Origin of the sequence: Pseudomonas sp. E6002 (assembly GCF_013385565.1) — a bacterium.
Lineage (GTDB): Bacteria > Pseudomonadota > Gammaproteobacteria > Pseudomonadales > Pseudomonadaceae > Aquipseudomonas.
The window spans coordinates 208417-222219 of sequence record NZ_JACAPT010000002.1 but is presented as its reverse complement, the minus strand read 5'-3'; the positions used below and the strand labels follow the sequence as shown (position 1 = coordinate 222219).

Genomic DNA, 13803 nt, shown 5'->3' with positions numbered 1-13803 from the left:
TTGTCTATTCGGCGCAAGCATTTGTCGAAAACAAAGTGTCTGAGTGAAAGGCTGCATCCCAAGGAGTTTAGATGAGTGCCGATAACGCCTACGCGGTCGAGCTGAAGGGCCTTTCCTTCAAGCGCGGTACGCGCAGCATCTTCAATAATGTGGATATTCGCATTCCCCGCGGCAAAGTCACGGGCATCATGGGGCCTTCCGGCTGCGGCAAGACTACGCTGCTGCGCCTGATGGGCATGCAATTGCGCCCCTCCGCCGGTGAAGTCTGGGTCAATGGCCAGAACCTGCCGACCCTTTCGCGCAGTGACCTGTTCGATGCCCGCAAACACATGGGCGTCCTGTTCCAGAGCGGCGCGTTGTTTACCGATCTCGATGTTTTCGAAAACGTGGCGTTCCCGCTGCGGGTGCATACACAGCTGTCCGATGAAATGATTCGTGACATTGTGTTGCTGAAATTGCAGGCCGTCGGGCTGCGCGGTGCTATCGATTTGATGCCCGACGAGTTGTCCGGAGGCATGAAGCGTCGTGTCGCCCTGGCGCGTGCCATCGCCCTCGACCCGCAGATTCTCATGTACGACGAGCCTTTCGTTGGCCAGGACCCGATTGCCATGGGGGTGCTGGTACGCCTGATCCGCCTGCTCAATGATGCGTTGGGTATCACCAGTATCGTGGTTTCCCACGACCTGGCCGAGACCGCGAGCATTGCCGACTACCTATATGTAGTGGGCGATGGCCAGGTGCTGGGGCAGGGCACGCCTGAAGAACTGATGAACGCAGACAACCCGCGCATTCGCCAATTCATGACCGGCGATCCCGATGGCCCGGTGCCTTTTCACTTTCCGGCAGCGGACTACCGCTCAGATCTTCTGGGGAAGCGCTGATGCGCAAGACATCATTACTCGAAAAGGTTCGCCTTTTCGGTCGCTCCGGCATCGATATCATCGGTGTGCTGGGGCGTTCGACGATTTTCCTGTTTCATGCCTTGCTCGGCCGCGGCGGTATTGGCGGCGGTTTCGGCCTGCTGATCAAGCAATTGCACTCCGTGGGCGTGATGTCCCTGGTGATCATCGTGGTCTCCGGGGTGTTCATCGGCATGGTGTTGGCGCTGCAAGGCTTCAATATCCTCTCCAGCTACGGGTCCGAGCAGGCTGTTGGGCAGATGGTTGCCCTGACGCTGTTGCGTGAGTTGGGCCCGGTGGTGACCGCGCTGCTGTTTGCCGGGCGCGCAGGTTCTGCGCTGACGGCCGAAATCGGCAACATGAAGGCCACCGAGCAGCTGTCCAGCCTGGAAATGATCGGCGTCGATCCACTCAAGTACATTGTTGCCCCGCGCCTGTGGGCCGGCTTCATTTCCCTACCACTGCTGGCGATGGTGTTCAGCGTGGTCGGGATCTGGGGCGGTTCATGGGTGGCGGTTGACTGGTTGGGCGTCTACGACGGCTCCTACTGGGGCAACATGCAAAACAGCGTGACCTTCAGCGGCGACGTGCTCAACGGCATCATTAAAAGCATCGTCTTCGCCTTTGTAGTGACCTGGATCGCCGTATTCCAAGGCTATGACTGTGAGCCCACCTCAGAAGGGATCAGTCGCGCCACCACCAAGACCGTTGTGTACGCCTCGCTGGCGGTACTGGGCCTTGACTTCATTTTGACCGCCTTGATGTTTGGAGATTTCTGATGCAAAACCGCACTGTGGAAATCGGTGTCGGCCTTTTCTTGCTGGCTGGCATCCTGGCTTTACTGTTGCTCGCCCTGCGAGTCAGCGGCCTATCGGCCAGCCCCACCGCCGATACTTATAAACTTTACGCCTACTTCGACAATATCGCCGGTTTGACTGTCAGAGCTAAAGTGACCATGGCGGGTGTAACCATCGGCAAGGTCACGGCAATCGATCTGGACCGCGACAGCTTCACCGGCCGTGTGACCATGCAGGTGGACAAGAAGGTAGATAACCTGCCGACTGACTCCACTGCGTCTATCCTCACCGCTGGCCTGCTGGGCGAGAAGTACATCGGCATCAGCGTCGGCGGGGAATCTGCCCTGCTCAAGGATGGTTCGACCATTCATGACACACAGTCGTCGTTGGTGCTGGAGGACTTGATCGGTAAATTCCTGCTCAATACCGTCAATAAAGACGCCAAATGAGGAATGTGTTCATGATCTCTACTTTGCGACGTGGCCTGTTGGTACTGCTCGCGGCACTGCCGTTGATGGCTAACGCCGCTGCCGGCGGTTCTGCGCATGACCTGGTGCAGGACACCACCAACAAGATGTTGGCTGACCTGAGTGCCAACAAGGAAAAGTACAAGCAGGACCCGAGTCAGTTCTATAACGCGCTGAACACGATTGTCGGGCCTGTTGTTGATGCTGAAGGTATTTCCAAAAGCATCATGACCGTCAAGTACTCGCGCAAGGCTACGCCTGCGCAGATGCAGACATTCCAGGAAAACTTCAAGAAGGGCTTGTTCCAGTTCTACGGCAACGCCCTGCTGGAGTACAACAACCAGGGGATTACCGTCGCCCCTGCCGGGGATGAGTCGGGTGACCGCACCAGCGTCAACATGAGCGTCAAGGGCAACAACGGCGCGGTCTACCCTGTGCAGTACACGCTCGAGAAGGTCAACGGCGAGTGGAAACTGCGTAACGTGATCATCAACGGCATCAACATTGGCAAGCTGTTCCGTGACCAGTTCGCGGATGCCATGCAGCGCAATGGCAACGACCTGGACAAAACCATCAACGGTTGGGCCGGTGAAGTGGCCAAGGCCAAGGAAGAAACCGACAAAGCTGCCGGGAAGCCTGCCCAATGACCGAGTCGGCCATTCGCCTTGGCGAGTCCGGTGAGCTGTTGCTCAGCGGCGTGCTGGATTACAGCACTGGACCCGCCCTGCGCAAGCAGGGCCAGGCGCTGATCAATGCCAGTACCGCTCCTGCGCTGGTGCTGGATTGCTCGGCGGTGGTGAAGTCCAGCAGCGTCGGCTTGTCGTTGCTGCTGTGTTTCATGCGCGATGCGCAGGCCGTCAAAAAGCCGGTGAGCATTCGTGCATTGCCCGAAGACATGCGTGAAATCGCTGAGGTTTCCGGTCTGACCGAGCTGTTGGCGCATCCTTAATACACATTATTAAAGAAGCCCCCCGTCAGAGTCCTGCTATGCGGGGTTCGCAGGCGCGGGGCTTTTTTGTATGATGTGCGACCCGCGCGCACTGGGCGCCCATAGAGGTTGATCATGCAGGCCCTAGAAGTTAAAAGCTTCCTTGAAGGAAAGCTGCCCGAAACTAATGTTGAAGTTGAGGGCGAAGGCTGCAATTTCCAGCTGAACGTGATTAGCGATGAACTGGCGGCATTGAGCCCGGTCAAGCGTCAGCAGCAGATCTATGCCCATTTGAACCCGTGGATCACCGATGGCAGCATCCATGCGGTCACTATGAAATTTTTCAGCCGCGCGGCCTGGGCCGAGCGCACCTGAGCCCCCAAGGCGTCGAGATTCTTATGGATAAATTGATTATTACCGGCGGTGCTCGTCTTGATGGCGAGATCCGTATTTCCGGGGCGAAGAACTCCGCCCTGCCGATCCTGGCAGCGACCTTGCTGTGCGATGGCCCGGTTACCGTGGCCAACCTGCCGCACCTGCATGACATCACCACCATGATCGAGTTGTTCGGTCGCATGGGCATCGAGCCGGTGATCGACGAGAAACTCAGCGTCGAAATCGACCCGCGCACCATCAAGACCCTGATCGCACCGTACGAGCTGGTGAAAACCATGCGCGCCTCGATCCTGGTACTGGGCCCGATGGTTGCCCGGTTCGGCGAAGCCGAAGTCGCACTGCCTGGCGGTTGCGCCATCGGTTCGCGTCCGGTGGACCTGCACATCCGTGGCCTCGAAGCCATGGGTGCAACCATTGACGTCGAAGGCGGCTACATCAAGGCCAAGGCGCCGGAAGGCGGCCTGCGTGGCGCAAACTTCTTCTTTGATACCGTCAGTGTGACCGGTACCGAGAACATCATGATGGCCGCTGCCCTGGCCAATGGCCGCAGCGTGCTGCAAAACGCCGCGCGCGAGCCGGAAGTGGTCGACCTGGCCAACTTCCTGATCGCCATGGGTGCCAACATCACCGGCGCCGGCACCGACACCATCACCATTGATGGCGTGAAACGCCTGCATTCGGCTACCTACAAGGTGATGCCGGACCGCATCGAGACCGGTACCTACCTGGTCGCGGCTGCCGTCACCGGTGGCCGTGTCAAGGTCAAGGACACTGATCCGACCATCCTCGAAGCCGTCCTGGAAAAACTCAAGGAAGCCGGCGCCGAGATCACCACCGGTGAAGACTGGATCGAGCTGAACATGCATGGCAAGCGGCCAAAAGCCGTTAACGTGCGTACCGCTCCGTACCCGGCGTTCCCGACCGACATGCAGGCGCAGTTCATTTCCCTGAACGCGATTGCCGAAGGCACCGGTGCCGTGATCGAGACCATCTTCGAAAACCGCTTCATGCACGTGTACGAGCTGCACCGCATGGGCGCCAAGATCCAGGTCGAAGGCAACACCGCCATCGTGACCGGTATCGAGAAGCTCAAGGGCGCGCCAGTGATGGCTACCGACCTGCGTGCCTCCGCCAGCCTGGTGATCTCGGCGTTGTGCGCTGACGGCGACACCCTCATCGACCGCATCTACCACATAGACCGTGGTTACGAGTGCATCGAAGAGAAGCTGCAGATGCTCGGCGCGAAAATCCGCCGCGTACCGGGCTAGTTCCAGGAACTGCAAACACGTTCATTGTGGCGAGGGAGCTTGCTCCCGCTGGACTGCGCAGCAGTCCCAGTCTTTTTAAACAAAGATCAGGGCCGCTTCGCGCCCCAGCGGGAGCAAGCTCCCTCGCCACATGACGATGTATGCTGTTAGCTGATTTGTTTCAAGTCGAGGCTGTAATGGCCTCGATCTGTGTCTGGCGCCGATTGCGACCGGACAGCAATAGCCTGATGAAGGACTGACGTTTCCCATGTTGACCATCGCACTGTCCAAGGGCCGCATCCTTGACGACACTTTGCCGCTTCTGGCTGAAGCGGGCATCGTGCCGACCGAGAATCCGGACAAGAGCCGCAAGCTGATCATCCCCACGACCCAGGACGACGTTCGCCTGCTGATCGTGCGTGCCACCGATGTGCCAACTTACGTTGAACATGGCGCGGCCGACCTCGGCGTCGCTGGCAAAGACGTGTTGATGGAATATGGCGGCCAGGGCCTGTACGAGCCGCTGGACCTGCGTATCGCCCTGTGCAAGCTGATGACCGCCGGCCGTGTCGGTGACGTCGAGCCTAAAGGCCGCCTGCGGGTGGCGACCAAGTTCGTCAACGTTGCCAAGCGTTACTACGCCGAGCAAGGCCGCCAGGTCGACATCATCAAGCTTTACGGCTCGATGGAGCTGGCACCGCTGATCGGCCTGGCCGACAAGATCATCGACGTGGTCGACACCGGCAACACCCTGCGCGCCAACGGCCTGGAGCCCCAGGACTTTATCGCCGACATCAGCTCCCGGCTGATCGTCAACAAAGCTTCGATGAAAATGCAGCACGCCCGTATCCAGGCGTTGATCGACACCCTGCGCAAGGCAGTGGAGTCTCGACACCGCGGTTGACTCACCCGCGCGGCCCCAAGCCGCGCCCGTCTATCCGCCTCATAGCCAGAATTCTCAGGTGCCCAAGCGGATCGACTGCTAACTTTCGGCGCCTGAGCATTTTTGCCATTCCTATGAGGCCCTCGCTATGACCACGTCCACTGCAATTGCCCGACTCAACGCTGCCGACCCGGATTTCGCCCATCATCTGGATCATCTGCTGAGCTGGGAAAGCGTGTCCGACGATTCGGTCAATCAGCGGGTGCTCGACATCATCAAGGCCGTGCGCGAGCGCGGTGACGCGGCGCTGGTTGATTTTACCCGGCAGTTCGATGGCCTGGATGTCGCCTCCATGGCCGACCTGATCCTGCCCCGCGAACGCCTGGAACTGGCCTTGACCCGCATCACCGCGCCCCAGCGCGAAGCCCTGGAAGTGGCGGCCGCGCGGGTGCGCAGCTACCACGAGAAACAGAAACAGGATTCCTGGAGCTACACCGAGGCCGACGGCACCGTACTGGGCCAGAAGGTCACGCCGCTGGACCGTGCTGGCCTGTACGTGCCGGGCGGCAAAGCGTCGTACCCGTCCTCGGTACTGATGAACGCGATTCCGGCCAAGGTGGCCGGCGTGACCGAAGTGGTCATGGTGGTGCCTACCCCGCGCGGCGAAATCAACGAACTGGTGCTGGCAGCGGCCTGCATCGCGGGCGTTGATCGCGTGTTCACCATCGGTGGCGCCCAAGCGGTAGCGGCCCTGGCCTACGGTACCGAAAGCGTGCCGAAGGTCGACAAGGTGGTTGGCCCGGGCAACATCTACGTGGCCACGGCCAAGCGCCATGTATTTGGCCAGGTCGGCATCGACATGATCGCCGGCCCTTCGGAAATCCTCGTGGTGTGTGACGGCCAGACCGACCCGGACTGGATCGCCATGGACCTGTTCTCCCAGGCCGAGCACGACGAAGACGCCCAGGCGATCCTCGTCAGCCCGGATGCCGAATTCCTGGACAAGGTCGCCGCCAGCATCGCCAAGCTGCTGCCGACCATGGAGCGCGCCGAGATCATCGAGAAGTCGATCAATGGCCGTGGCGCCCTGATCCTGGTCCGCGACATGGAGCAGGCCATCGAAGTGGCCAACCGTATCGCCCCGGAACACCTGGAGTTGTCCGTCGCCGACCCACAAGCCTGGCTGCCGCTGATTCGCCACGCCGGCGCGATCTTCATGGGCCGCCACACCAGCGAAGCCCTGGGCGACTACTGCGCAGGTCCCAACCACGTGCTGCCCACGTCGGGCACTGCGCGGTTCTCCTCGCCGCTGGGCGTGTATGACTTCCAGAAGCGCTCGTCGATCATCTTCTGCTCGCCAGAGGGCGCGTCGGAGTTGGGCAAGACCGCTTCCGTGCTGGCCCGTGGCGAGTCGCTGACCGCCCACGCCCGCAGCGCCGAATACCGCATCGTTGACGATAAGCAGGGGAACTGAAACATGAGCAAATTCTGGAGCCCGCTCGTCAAGGATCTCGTGCCTTACGTGCCCGGTGAGCAACCGAAGCTGACCAAGCTGGTAAAACTCAACACCAATGAAAACCCCTACGGCCCATCGCCCAAGGCGCTGGCTGCCATGCAGGCCGAGCTGAACGACAATCTGCGTTTGTACCCGGACCCCAACAGCGACCTGCTCAAGCAGGCGGTGGCCAAGTACTACGGGATCGACGCGGGCAAGGTGTTCCTCGGCAACGGCTCCGATGAAGTCCTGGCGCACATCTTCCACGGTTTGTTCCAGCACGACCTGCCGCTGCTGTTCCCGGACATCAGCTACAGCTTCTACCCGGTGTACTGCGGCCTGTACCGCATTGCCTTCGACGCAGTGCCGCTGGATGAACAGTTCCAGATCCGCGTGTCGGACTACGCCAGGCCCAACGGCGGGATCATCTTCCCGAACCCGAACGCGCCGACCGGTTGCGTGATGGCGCTGGACGCCGTGGAGCAAATCCTCAAGGCCAGCCCGGACTCGGTGGTGGTGGTCGATGAAGCCTATATCGACTTCGGCGGCGAGACCGCCATCAGCCTGGTGGACCGTTACCCGAACCTGCTGGTGACCCAGACCCTCTCCAAGTCGCGCTCCCTGGCCGGTTTGCGGGTGGGCCTGGCCGTGGGCCACCCGGATCTGATCGAGGCGCTGGAGCGGGTCAAGAACAGCTTCAACTCCTACCCGCTGGACCGTCTGGCGATTGTCGGCGCGGCCGCCGCTTTTGAAGACCGCGAATACTTCCGGAACACCTGCAAGTTGGTGATCGATAGCCGTGAAAAGCTGGTGGCGCAACTGCAGGCCAAGGGGTTTGAAGTACTGCCGTCGGCGGCCAACTTCATCTTTGCCCGGCATCCAGGGCACGACGCTGCCGGGCTGGCGGCCAAGGTGCGGGAGCAGGGGGTGATTGTGCGGCACTTCAAGCAGGAGCGGATTGCCCAGTTCCTGCGGATCAGTATTGGCACGCCGGAGCAGAACCAGGCGCTGATCGATGCGTTGGGCGAGCTGTAAGCCACACTGAAACTCAAAAAAATGTGGGAGCGGGCTTGCTCGCGAATGCGGTGGTTCAGTCACTGATGTGCTGAATGACACACTGCATTCGCGAGCAAGCCCGCTCCCACATTGGTTTTGCGTTGGCAGTTAGATCAGCGGCTCATCCGGCTTCCTGTTCTTCCAGCCGTCATTGCCCGGCAGCAGCAGATTCAACGCAATCGCTACCACCGCACACAGGGCGATGCCCTTCAGGCCAAAGTCATCCGGGCCAGTGCCGGTGCCTACCAGCACACCGCCAATTCCGAACACCAGGGTCACCGACACAATCACCAGGTTGCGCGCTTCGCCAAGGTCGATCTTGTGGCGGATCAGGGTGTTCATCCCCACTGCGGCAATCGAGCCGAACAGCAGACACAGAATCCCGCCCATTACCGGGACTGGAATGCTCTGCAGCAGCGCGCCGAACTTGCCGATAAACGCCAGGCTGATGGCAAATACCGCCGCCCAGGTCATGATCTTCGGGTTGTAGTTCTTGGTCAGCATCACCGCGCCCGTCACTTCCGCGTAGGTCGTGTTGGGCGGGCCGCCGAACAGGCCGGCAGCGGTGGTGGCGATCCCGTCACCCAGCAGGGTGCGGTGCAGGCCGGGCTTCTTCAGGTAGTCGCGACCGGTCACGCTGCCCACCGCAATCACACCACCGATGTGTTCGATCGCCGGGGCCAGGGCCACCGGGACGATAAACAGGATCGCCTGCCAGTTGAATTCCGGCGCGGTGAAGTGGGGCAGGGCGAACCACGGTGCGGCGGCGATCTTCGCGGTGTCGACTACGCCGAAGTAGAACGACATGGCGAAACCCACCAGCACGCCGGAGATGATCGGCACCAGGCGGAAAATGCCTTTGCCGAACACCGCCACGATCAGCGTGGTCAGCAGCGCCGGCATCGAGATCAGCATGGCGGTCTGGTAGTGGATCAACTCACTGCCGTCACCGGCCTTGCCCATCGCCATATTGGCCGCAATCGGCGCCATGGCCAGGCCAATGGAAATGATCACCGGCCCGATCACCACCGGCGGCAGCAGCCGGTCGATGAAACCGGTGCCCTTGATCTTCACGGCCAGGCCCAGGAAGGTGTAAACGAAGCCGGCCGCCATCACGCCGCCCATGGTCGCCGCGAGGCCGAACTGGCCCTTGGCGAGAATGATCGGGGTGATAAACGCAAAGCTCGACGCCAGGAACACCGGTACCTGGCGCCCGGTAACCACCTGGAACAACAAGGTGCCCAAGCCTGCGGTGAACAGGGCGACGTTTGGATCGAGACCGGTGATCAGCGGCATCAACACCAGCGCGCCAAATGCTACGAAGAGCATCTGTGCGCCAGACAGGATCTGGCGCCAAAGCGGGTCGTTGAACTCATCCTGCATGGTCACGCGTCCTTCTGCTTGGTACCGAAGATCTTGTCGCCGGCATCGCCCAGGCCCGGGATGATGTAGCCATGTTCATTCAGGCGTTCATCGATGGATGCGGTGTAGATCAACACGTCCGGGTGGGCTTTCTCGACGGCGGCGATGCCTTCGGGAGCGGCCACCAGCACCATGGCGCGGATGTCCTTGCAACCGGCTTTTTTCAGCAGGTCGATGGTGGCAACCATGGAGCTACCGGTGGCGAGCATCGGGTCGATGATCATCGCCAGGCGCTCGTCGATTTCCGGTACCAGTTTTTCCAGGTAGGTGTGGGCCTGCAGCGTCTCTTCGTTGCGGGCCACGCCTACGGCGCTGACCTTGGCACCCGGGATCAGGCTGAGCACGCCTTCGAGCATGCCGATACCGGCACGCAGGATCGGCACCACGGTAATCTTCTTGCCGGCGATTTTCTCGACCTGGACGGGACCACACCAACCGGCGATCTCGTAGTTTTCCAGGGGCAGGTCTTTGGTCGCCTCGTAGGTGAGCAGCGCTCCGACTTCCTGAGCAAGCTCACGGAAGTTCTTCGTGCTAATGTCGGCGCGGCGCATAAGGCCGAGTTTATGTCGGATCAGCGGATGGCGGATCTCACGGATGGGCATGGGGAAAGGCTCCGGCGGCGGGCAAAAAAACCGGCCTAGATTAATCTATCCGAGGGTGTTGTCCTATAGACATCTAGTACGTTAGTCCATTAAGGCTTGAACGTTGGGCCTCACATGCGTACCTTTGCCCGCTTTTCTTGCCACAGCACCCCCTTGGAGAGCGCCATGTCCGCTGATCTCGAGCATATCCGTCAAATCATGCGCGAGGCTGACTGCCTGTACACCGAAGCGCAAGTCGAAGAGGCCATCGCCAAGGTCGGCGCGCACATCTCCCGTGAAATGGCCGACACCAACCCGGTGGTCTTTTGCGTGATGAACGGTGGCCTGATTTTCGCCGGTAAATTGCTCACCCACCTGCAATTCCCGCTGGAAGCGTCCTACCTGCACGCCACTCGCTATCGCAATGAAACCAGTGGCGGCGACCTGTTCTGGAAAGCCAAGCCGGAAGTCTCGTTCATCGACCGCGACGTGCTGATCATCGACGACATCCTCGACGAAGGTCACACCCTGGGCGCGATCATCGACTTCTGCAAACACGCCGGCGCGCGCAAGGTGCACACTGCCGTGCTGATCGACAAGGACCACGACCGCAAGGCCCGTCCGGACCTGAAAGCCGATTACGTGGGCCTGCCGTGCATTGACCGTTACATCTTCGGTTACGGCATGGACTACAAAGGCTACTGGCGCAACGCCAATGGGATCTACGCCGTCAAAGGGATGTAAGCGGGATTCAGGCGCAGGGTTGTCATGCTATCGTGCTTGGCCCCTGCGTCTGGAGCTGTTCATGAGCCTGTTGATTCGCACCTGCGCCGCCCTGGCGCTGACCCTCAGTTTGCCCCTGGCGGCTGCTCCGGCGCCGCTGCACAGCCAATTCCTGCCGCCCGACGACCTGACCCTGCGCGCCGAAACCCCGGACCAGCAGCAATTGCTGCAAGTCACCGAGTATTCGGTGGTGGTGGGTAACCAGCGCCAATCCACCCAGCAGCCGATCCCGGTGACCTCGCCGTTGATGATCCGCCTCAAGGGCAAGTCCCTGAACAAAGGCGCGACCATCGCCCAGGTGATCCTCAACTTTGATGCTGAAAGCAAAAGCCTGAAAAAGCCGGTGTTCGACGACAAAAGCAAAACCCTGACCTTGTCGTATCCGGTGACCCAGTATCGGGTGATCGTCGACTTGTTGCGCAATGACACGGTCTATGTGCAATTCCTCACTTACGCCAACGGCCATATCTGGGCCGATTTGCACACCGGGGCGGTGCGCGCCAAATAATCCAGCCGACGCGCATTCGGCGGTGTAAATACAGTCAATGTGGGAGCTGGCTTGCCTGCGATAGCGGTGGGTCCGTTGGCCCATCTGTTACTGATGCACCGCTATCGCAGGCAAGCCGGCTCCCACATTGGTTCGCGTAGCTTTCGAAGCCGCGGTGCCGCAGGTAAACTGCTTTTCCCGTGTAAATGTCTGCAGGCTGGAGTCGGTAATGCGTAAAGATAAGAAACAGGTGATTGGTGATGAAATCGGCGACGAGCAAATCAAGCTGTTCCTGGATTTCGAGCCGGTAGACGCCACTTCGCCGTCCCTGCACAAACTGATCAAGGCCTACCGCGGCCTGCGTATCGACGACTTCGAACGCTTCCTGGTTTTCTTCAAGGAAGCCGGCCTGGACCTCGATGGCAAGGACGAGCATGGCCTGACCTTCGTTGAAGTGATCAAGGACCAGCGCAACGCCGCCGAGTACATCGAGCTGATCGAACAAGCTCGCGGCTGATTGTTGCGGACGAAAAAAAACGCCCCGTTAGGGGCGTTTTTCGTTCCCACGCTCTGCGTGGGAATGCATCAACTGACGCTCTGCGTCACGACGCTCAAGCGTAGCTTTCGGTCTCGCTGCTCTGCTCAACCAGTTCCAGGCTGATGTTGTTCTGCGTGTTGATCTTGCGATACAGCTCGGCATCGGTCTCCAGGACCTTTTCCCGAGCCGGGAAGATCTCGTGCAGCTTGGCGGCCCACTCACCGGCCGCTTTCGTCGGGAAGCAGCGTTCGATCAGTTCCAGCATGATCGACACGGTCACCGAGGCACCTGGAGACGCGCCGAGCAGGGCGGCCAGCGAACCGTCCTTGGCCGCAACCAGTTCGGTACCGAATTGCAGCACGCCGCCTTTCTTCGGGTCTTTCTTGATGATCTGCACCCGTTGGCCGGCCACTTCCAGGCGCCAGTCTTCGGCTTTTGCCTCAGGGTAGAAGCGACGCAGGGATTCCAGGCGCTGCTCCATGGACTGGCGCACCTCGCTGACCAGGTACTTGGTCAGGTCCATGTTGTCCCGGGCCACGGCCAGCATCGGGCCGATGTTGCCGGCACGAATCGACATGGGCAGGTCAAGGAACGAGCCGTGCTTGAGGAACTTGGTGGTGAAACCGGCGTATGGCCCGAACAGCAGGGATTTCTTGCCGTCGACCACACGGGTGTCGAGGTGCGGCACCGACATCGGTGGCGAACCCACGGCCGCCTGGCTGTAGACCTTGGCCTGGTGGTGCTTGACCACTTCCGGGTTGTCGCAACGCAGCCACTGGCCGCTGACCGGGAAGCCGCCGAAGCCCTTGCTTTCCTCGATGCCCGAGGCTTGCAACAGCGGCAGGGCCGCGCCACCGGCGCCGAGGAACACGAACTTGGCGTCCACATCACGGGAATTGCCGCTGTTGACGTCCTTGATGCTCACGGTCCAGCCGGCGCCGTTGCGCTTGAGGCCGGTGACGCGCTTGCTGTACTTGACCTGGGCATCCGGGGCGCTGGTCAGGTGCGAGAGCAACTGGTTGGTCAGGGCGCCGAAGTTGACGTCGGTGCCGTTCATCACGCGGGTGGCGGCGATTTTTTCGTCCAGTGGGCGGCCGGGCATCATCAGCGGCATCCACTCGGCCATCTCGCTGCGGTCTTCGGTGTAGTGCATGTCCGAGAACGCGTGGTGCTGGCTGAGGGTTTCAAAGCGCTTCTTGAGGAACGACACGCCTTTTTCGCCCTGTACGAAGCTCAGGTGCGGCACGGGGCTGATAAAGGATTTGGACGAGCCAAAGGTGCCTTTCTTGGTCAGGTAGGCCCAGAACTGCTTCGACACCTCGAATTGGGTGTTGATGTGCACGGCTTTCTTGATGTCGATGGAGCCGTCGGCGGCCTGCGGTGTGTAGTTCAGCTCACACAGCCCGGCGTGGCCGGTACCGGCGTTGTTCCACGGGTTGGAACTTTCCGCGGCACCCGAATCCATCAGCTCAACGACTTCCAGCTTGAGGCCGGGGTCGAGCTCTTTGAGCAGTACGGCGAGGGTGGCACTCATGATGCCCGCACCTACCAGTACTACGTCGACTGCTTCGTTATGCGCCATTTAACGCGTCTCCAAAATCTGCAGCACCAAATTGACGGCATGGCTGCCAGGAGTGACGGGGCGGTTCACGTGATGCCCCAGGTTACCCATGGCCAGGATCGCCATGTCCGATTCTTCGCAATTTATCGCAAGCGGACGCTGCCGACCGGGCCTGATCTGCGTATGAACGCATTTAAGGGCGCCTGTGGCAATTCGACTTATGGTCAAGCTCGTCCGATCGTGCAACCAAATCCGTAGCGGAC

Annotated in this window: 16 protein-coding genes; 13 read left to right on the top strand and 3 right to left on the bottom strand. The window is 60.5% G+C overall.

The features are described from left to right. The first annotated feature begins 71 nt into the window (after nt 1-71). The 10 genes from HX815_RS03080 to hisC all read left to right on the top strand — a co-directional run bounded on the left by HX815_RS03080 (nt 72) and on the right by hisC (nt 8147). Nucleotides 72-881, top strand: coding sequence for an ATP-binding cassette domain-containing protein (locus HX815_RS03080; RefSeq protein ID WP_003216128.1), 810 nt, complete (start codon nt 72-74; stop codon nt 879-881). Next, on the top strand, nt 881-1678 hold the full coding sequence (gene mlaE, locus HX815_RS03075; protein WP_003216131.1) for a lipid asymmetry maintenance ABC transporter permease subunit MlaE: 798 nt from the start codon (nt 881-883) through the stop codon (nt 1676-1678). Before HX815_RS03080 ends, mlaE begins: the two co-directional genes overlap by 1 nt. Beyond that, the gene (gene mlaD, locus HX815_RS03070) at nt 1678-2145 is read left to right on the top strand and encodes an outer membrane lipid asymmetry maintenance protein MlaD (RefSeq protein ID WP_003216133.1); all 468 of its coding nucleotides are present in this window, start codon (nt 1678-1680) and stop codon (nt 2143-2145) included. The genes mlaE and mlaD overlap by 1 nt, the downstream gene beginning before the upstream one ends. 11 nt (nt 2146-2156) lie before the next feature. After that, nucleotides 2157-2810 (top strand): phospholipid-binding protein MlaC, encoded by a 654-nt coding sequence (locus HX815_RS03065; protein ID WP_003216135.1) that lies wholly within the window; start codon nt 2157-2159, stop codon nt 2808-2810. Beyond that, nucleotides 2807-3112 carry a lipid asymmetry maintenance protein MlaB gene (locus tag HX815_RS03060; RefSeq protein WP_003216137.1) on the top strand — a complete coding sequence of 102 codons (306 nt, stop codon included), beginning with the start codon at nt 2807-2809 and terminating at the stop codon, nt 3110-3112. Before HX815_RS03065 ends, HX815_RS03060 begins: the two co-directional genes overlap by 4 nt. Nucleotides 3113-3226: 114 nt before the next feature. Beyond that, entirely contained in the window at nt 3227-3466 is a 240-nt protein-coding gene (locus HX815_RS03055) for a BolA family protein (RefSeq protein WP_008434291.1), read from the top strand. Between the two features lie 23 nt (nt 3467-3489). Next, nucleotides 3490-4755 (top strand): UDP-N-acetylglucosamine 1-carboxyvinyltransferase, encoded by a 1266-nt coding sequence (murA, locus tag HX815_RS03050; RefSeq protein WP_003216140.1) that lies wholly within the window; start codon nt 3490-3492, stop codon nt 4753-4755. A gap of 247 nt (nt 4756-5002) precedes the next feature. Then, nucleotides 5003-5638, top strand: coding sequence for an ATP phosphoribosyltransferase (hisG, locus tag HX815_RS03045; RefSeq protein WP_003188599.1), 636 nt, complete (start codon nt 5003-5005; stop codon nt 5636-5638). A 127-nt stretch (nt 5639-5765) separates the two neighbouring features. Beyond that, on the top strand, nt 5766-7091 hold the full coding sequence (gene hisD / locus HX815_RS03040) for a histidinol dehydrogenase (RefSeq protein WP_008434283.1): 1326 nt from the start codon (nt 5766-5768) through the stop codon (nt 7089-7091). A 3-nt stretch (nt 7092-7094) separates the two neighbouring features. After that, complete coding sequence (gene hisC, locus HX815_RS03035; protein ID WP_003216145.1) at nt 7095-8147, top strand: histidinol-phosphate transaminase; 1053 nt, start codon at nt 7095-7097, stop codon at nt 8145-8147. A gap of 129 nt (nt 8148-8276) precedes the next feature. Here the strand turns inward: hisC and HX815_RS03030 are convergent, their stop codons facing one another. Then, nucleotides 8277-9551: a uracil-xanthine permease family protein gene (locus HX815_RS03030; RefSeq protein WP_087692860.1), complete on the bottom strand. Its 1275-nt coding sequence runs from the start codon at nt 9549-9551 to the stop codon at nt 8277-8279. Between the two features lie 2 nt (nt 9552-9553). Next, nucleotides 9554-10192 carry a uracil phosphoribosyltransferase gene (gene upp, locus HX815_RS03025; protein WP_003216149.1) on the bottom strand — a complete coding sequence of 213 codons (639 nt, stop codon included), beginning with the start codon at nt 10190-10192 and terminating at the stop codon, nt 9554-9556. Between the two features lie 165 nt (nt 10193-10357). Between upp and HX815_RS03020 the strand changes: the two genes are divergently transcribed. The 3 genes from HX815_RS03020 (at nt 10358) to HX815_RS03010 (ending at nt 11958) form a co-directional block, all read left to right on the top strand. Beyond that, a complete protein-coding gene (locus HX815_RS03020) occupies nt 10358-10915 on the top strand; it encodes a hypoxanthine-guanine phosphoribosyltransferase (RefSeq protein ID WP_003216150.1) in 558 nt (185 codons plus the stop codon). A 61-nt stretch (nt 10916-10976) separates the two neighbouring features. Next, nucleotides 10977-11462 carry a hypothetical protein gene (locus HX815_RS03015; RefSeq protein ID WP_008434279.1) on the top strand — a complete coding sequence of 162 codons (486 nt, stop codon included), beginning with the start codon at nt 10977-10979 and terminating at the stop codon, nt 11460-11462. A gap of 208 nt (nt 11463-11670) precedes the next feature. Next, nucleotides 11671-11958, top strand: coding sequence for a PA4642 family protein (locus tag HX815_RS03010; protein WP_003216153.1), 288 nt, complete (start codon nt 11671-11673; stop codon nt 11956-11958). 94 nt (nt 11959-12052) lie between these two features. On the opposite strand, the gene mqo is transcribed toward HX815_RS03010, so the two are convergent. Next, complete coding sequence (mqo, locus tag HX815_RS03005; RefSeq protein WP_003216154.1) at nt 12053-13561, bottom strand: malate dehydrogenase (quinone); 1509 nt, start codon at nt 13559-13561, stop codon at nt 12053-12055. Between the last annotated feature and the right edge of the window lie 242 nt (nt 13562-13803).

Coding starts and splice junctions, on each gene's coding strand:
- HX815_RS03080 (WP_003216128.1), top strand. CDS start 72: ATGAGTGCCGATAACGCCTACGCGGTCGAGCTGAAGGGCCTTTCCTTC.
- mlaE (WP_003216131.1), top strand. CDS start 881: ATGCGCAAGACATCATTACTCGAAAAGGTTCGCCTTTTCGGTCGCTCC.
- mlaD (WP_003216133.1), top strand. CDS start 1,678: ATGCAAAACCGCACTGTGGAAATCGGTGTCGGCCTTTTCTTGCTGGCT.
- HX815_RS03065 (WP_003216135.1), top strand. CDS start 2,157: ATGATCTCTACTTTGCGACGTGGCCTGTTGGTACTGCTCGCGGCACTG.
- HX815_RS03060 (WP_003216137.1), top strand. CDS start 2,807: ATGACCGAGTCGGCCATTCGCCTTGGCGAGTCCGGTGAGCTGTTGCTC.
- HX815_RS03055 (WP_008434291.1), top strand. CDS start 3,227: ATGCAGGCCCTAGAAGTTAAAAGCTTCCTTGAAGGAAAGCTGCCCGAA.
- murA (WP_003216140.1), top strand. CDS start 3,490: ATGGATAAATTGATTATTACCGGCGGTGCTCGTCTTGATGGCGAGATC.
- hisG (WP_003188599.1), top strand. CDS start 5,003: ATGTTGACCATCGCACTGTCCAAGGGCCGCATCCTTGACGACACTTTG.
- hisD (WP_008434283.1), top strand. CDS start 5,766: ATGACCACGTCCACTGCAATTGCCCGACTCAACGCTGCCGACCCGGAT.
- hisC (WP_003216145.1), top strand. CDS start 7,095: ATGAGCAAATTCTGGAGCCCGCTCGTCAAGGATCTCGTGCCTTACGTG.
- HX815_RS03030 (WP_087692860.1), bottom strand. CDS start 9,551: ATGCAGGATGAGTTCAACGACCCGCTTTGGCGCCAGATCCTGTCTGGC.
- upp (WP_003216149.1), bottom strand. CDS start 10,192: ATGCCCATCCGTGAGATCCGCCATCCGCTGATCCGACATAAACTCGGC.
- HX815_RS03020 (WP_003216150.1), top strand. CDS start 10,358: ATGTCCGCTGATCTCGAGCATATCCGTCAAATCATGCGCGAGGCTGAC.
- HX815_RS03015 (WP_008434279.1), top strand. CDS start 10,977: ATGAGCCTGTTGATTCGCACCTGCGCCGCCCTGGCGCTGACCCTCAGT.
- HX815_RS03010 (WP_003216153.1), top strand. CDS start 11,671: ATGCGTAAAGATAAGAAACAGGTGATTGGTGATGAAATCGGCGACGAG.
- mqo (WP_003216154.1), bottom strand. CDS start 13,561: ATGGCGCATAACGAAGCAGTCGACGTAGTACTGGTAGGTGCGGGCATC.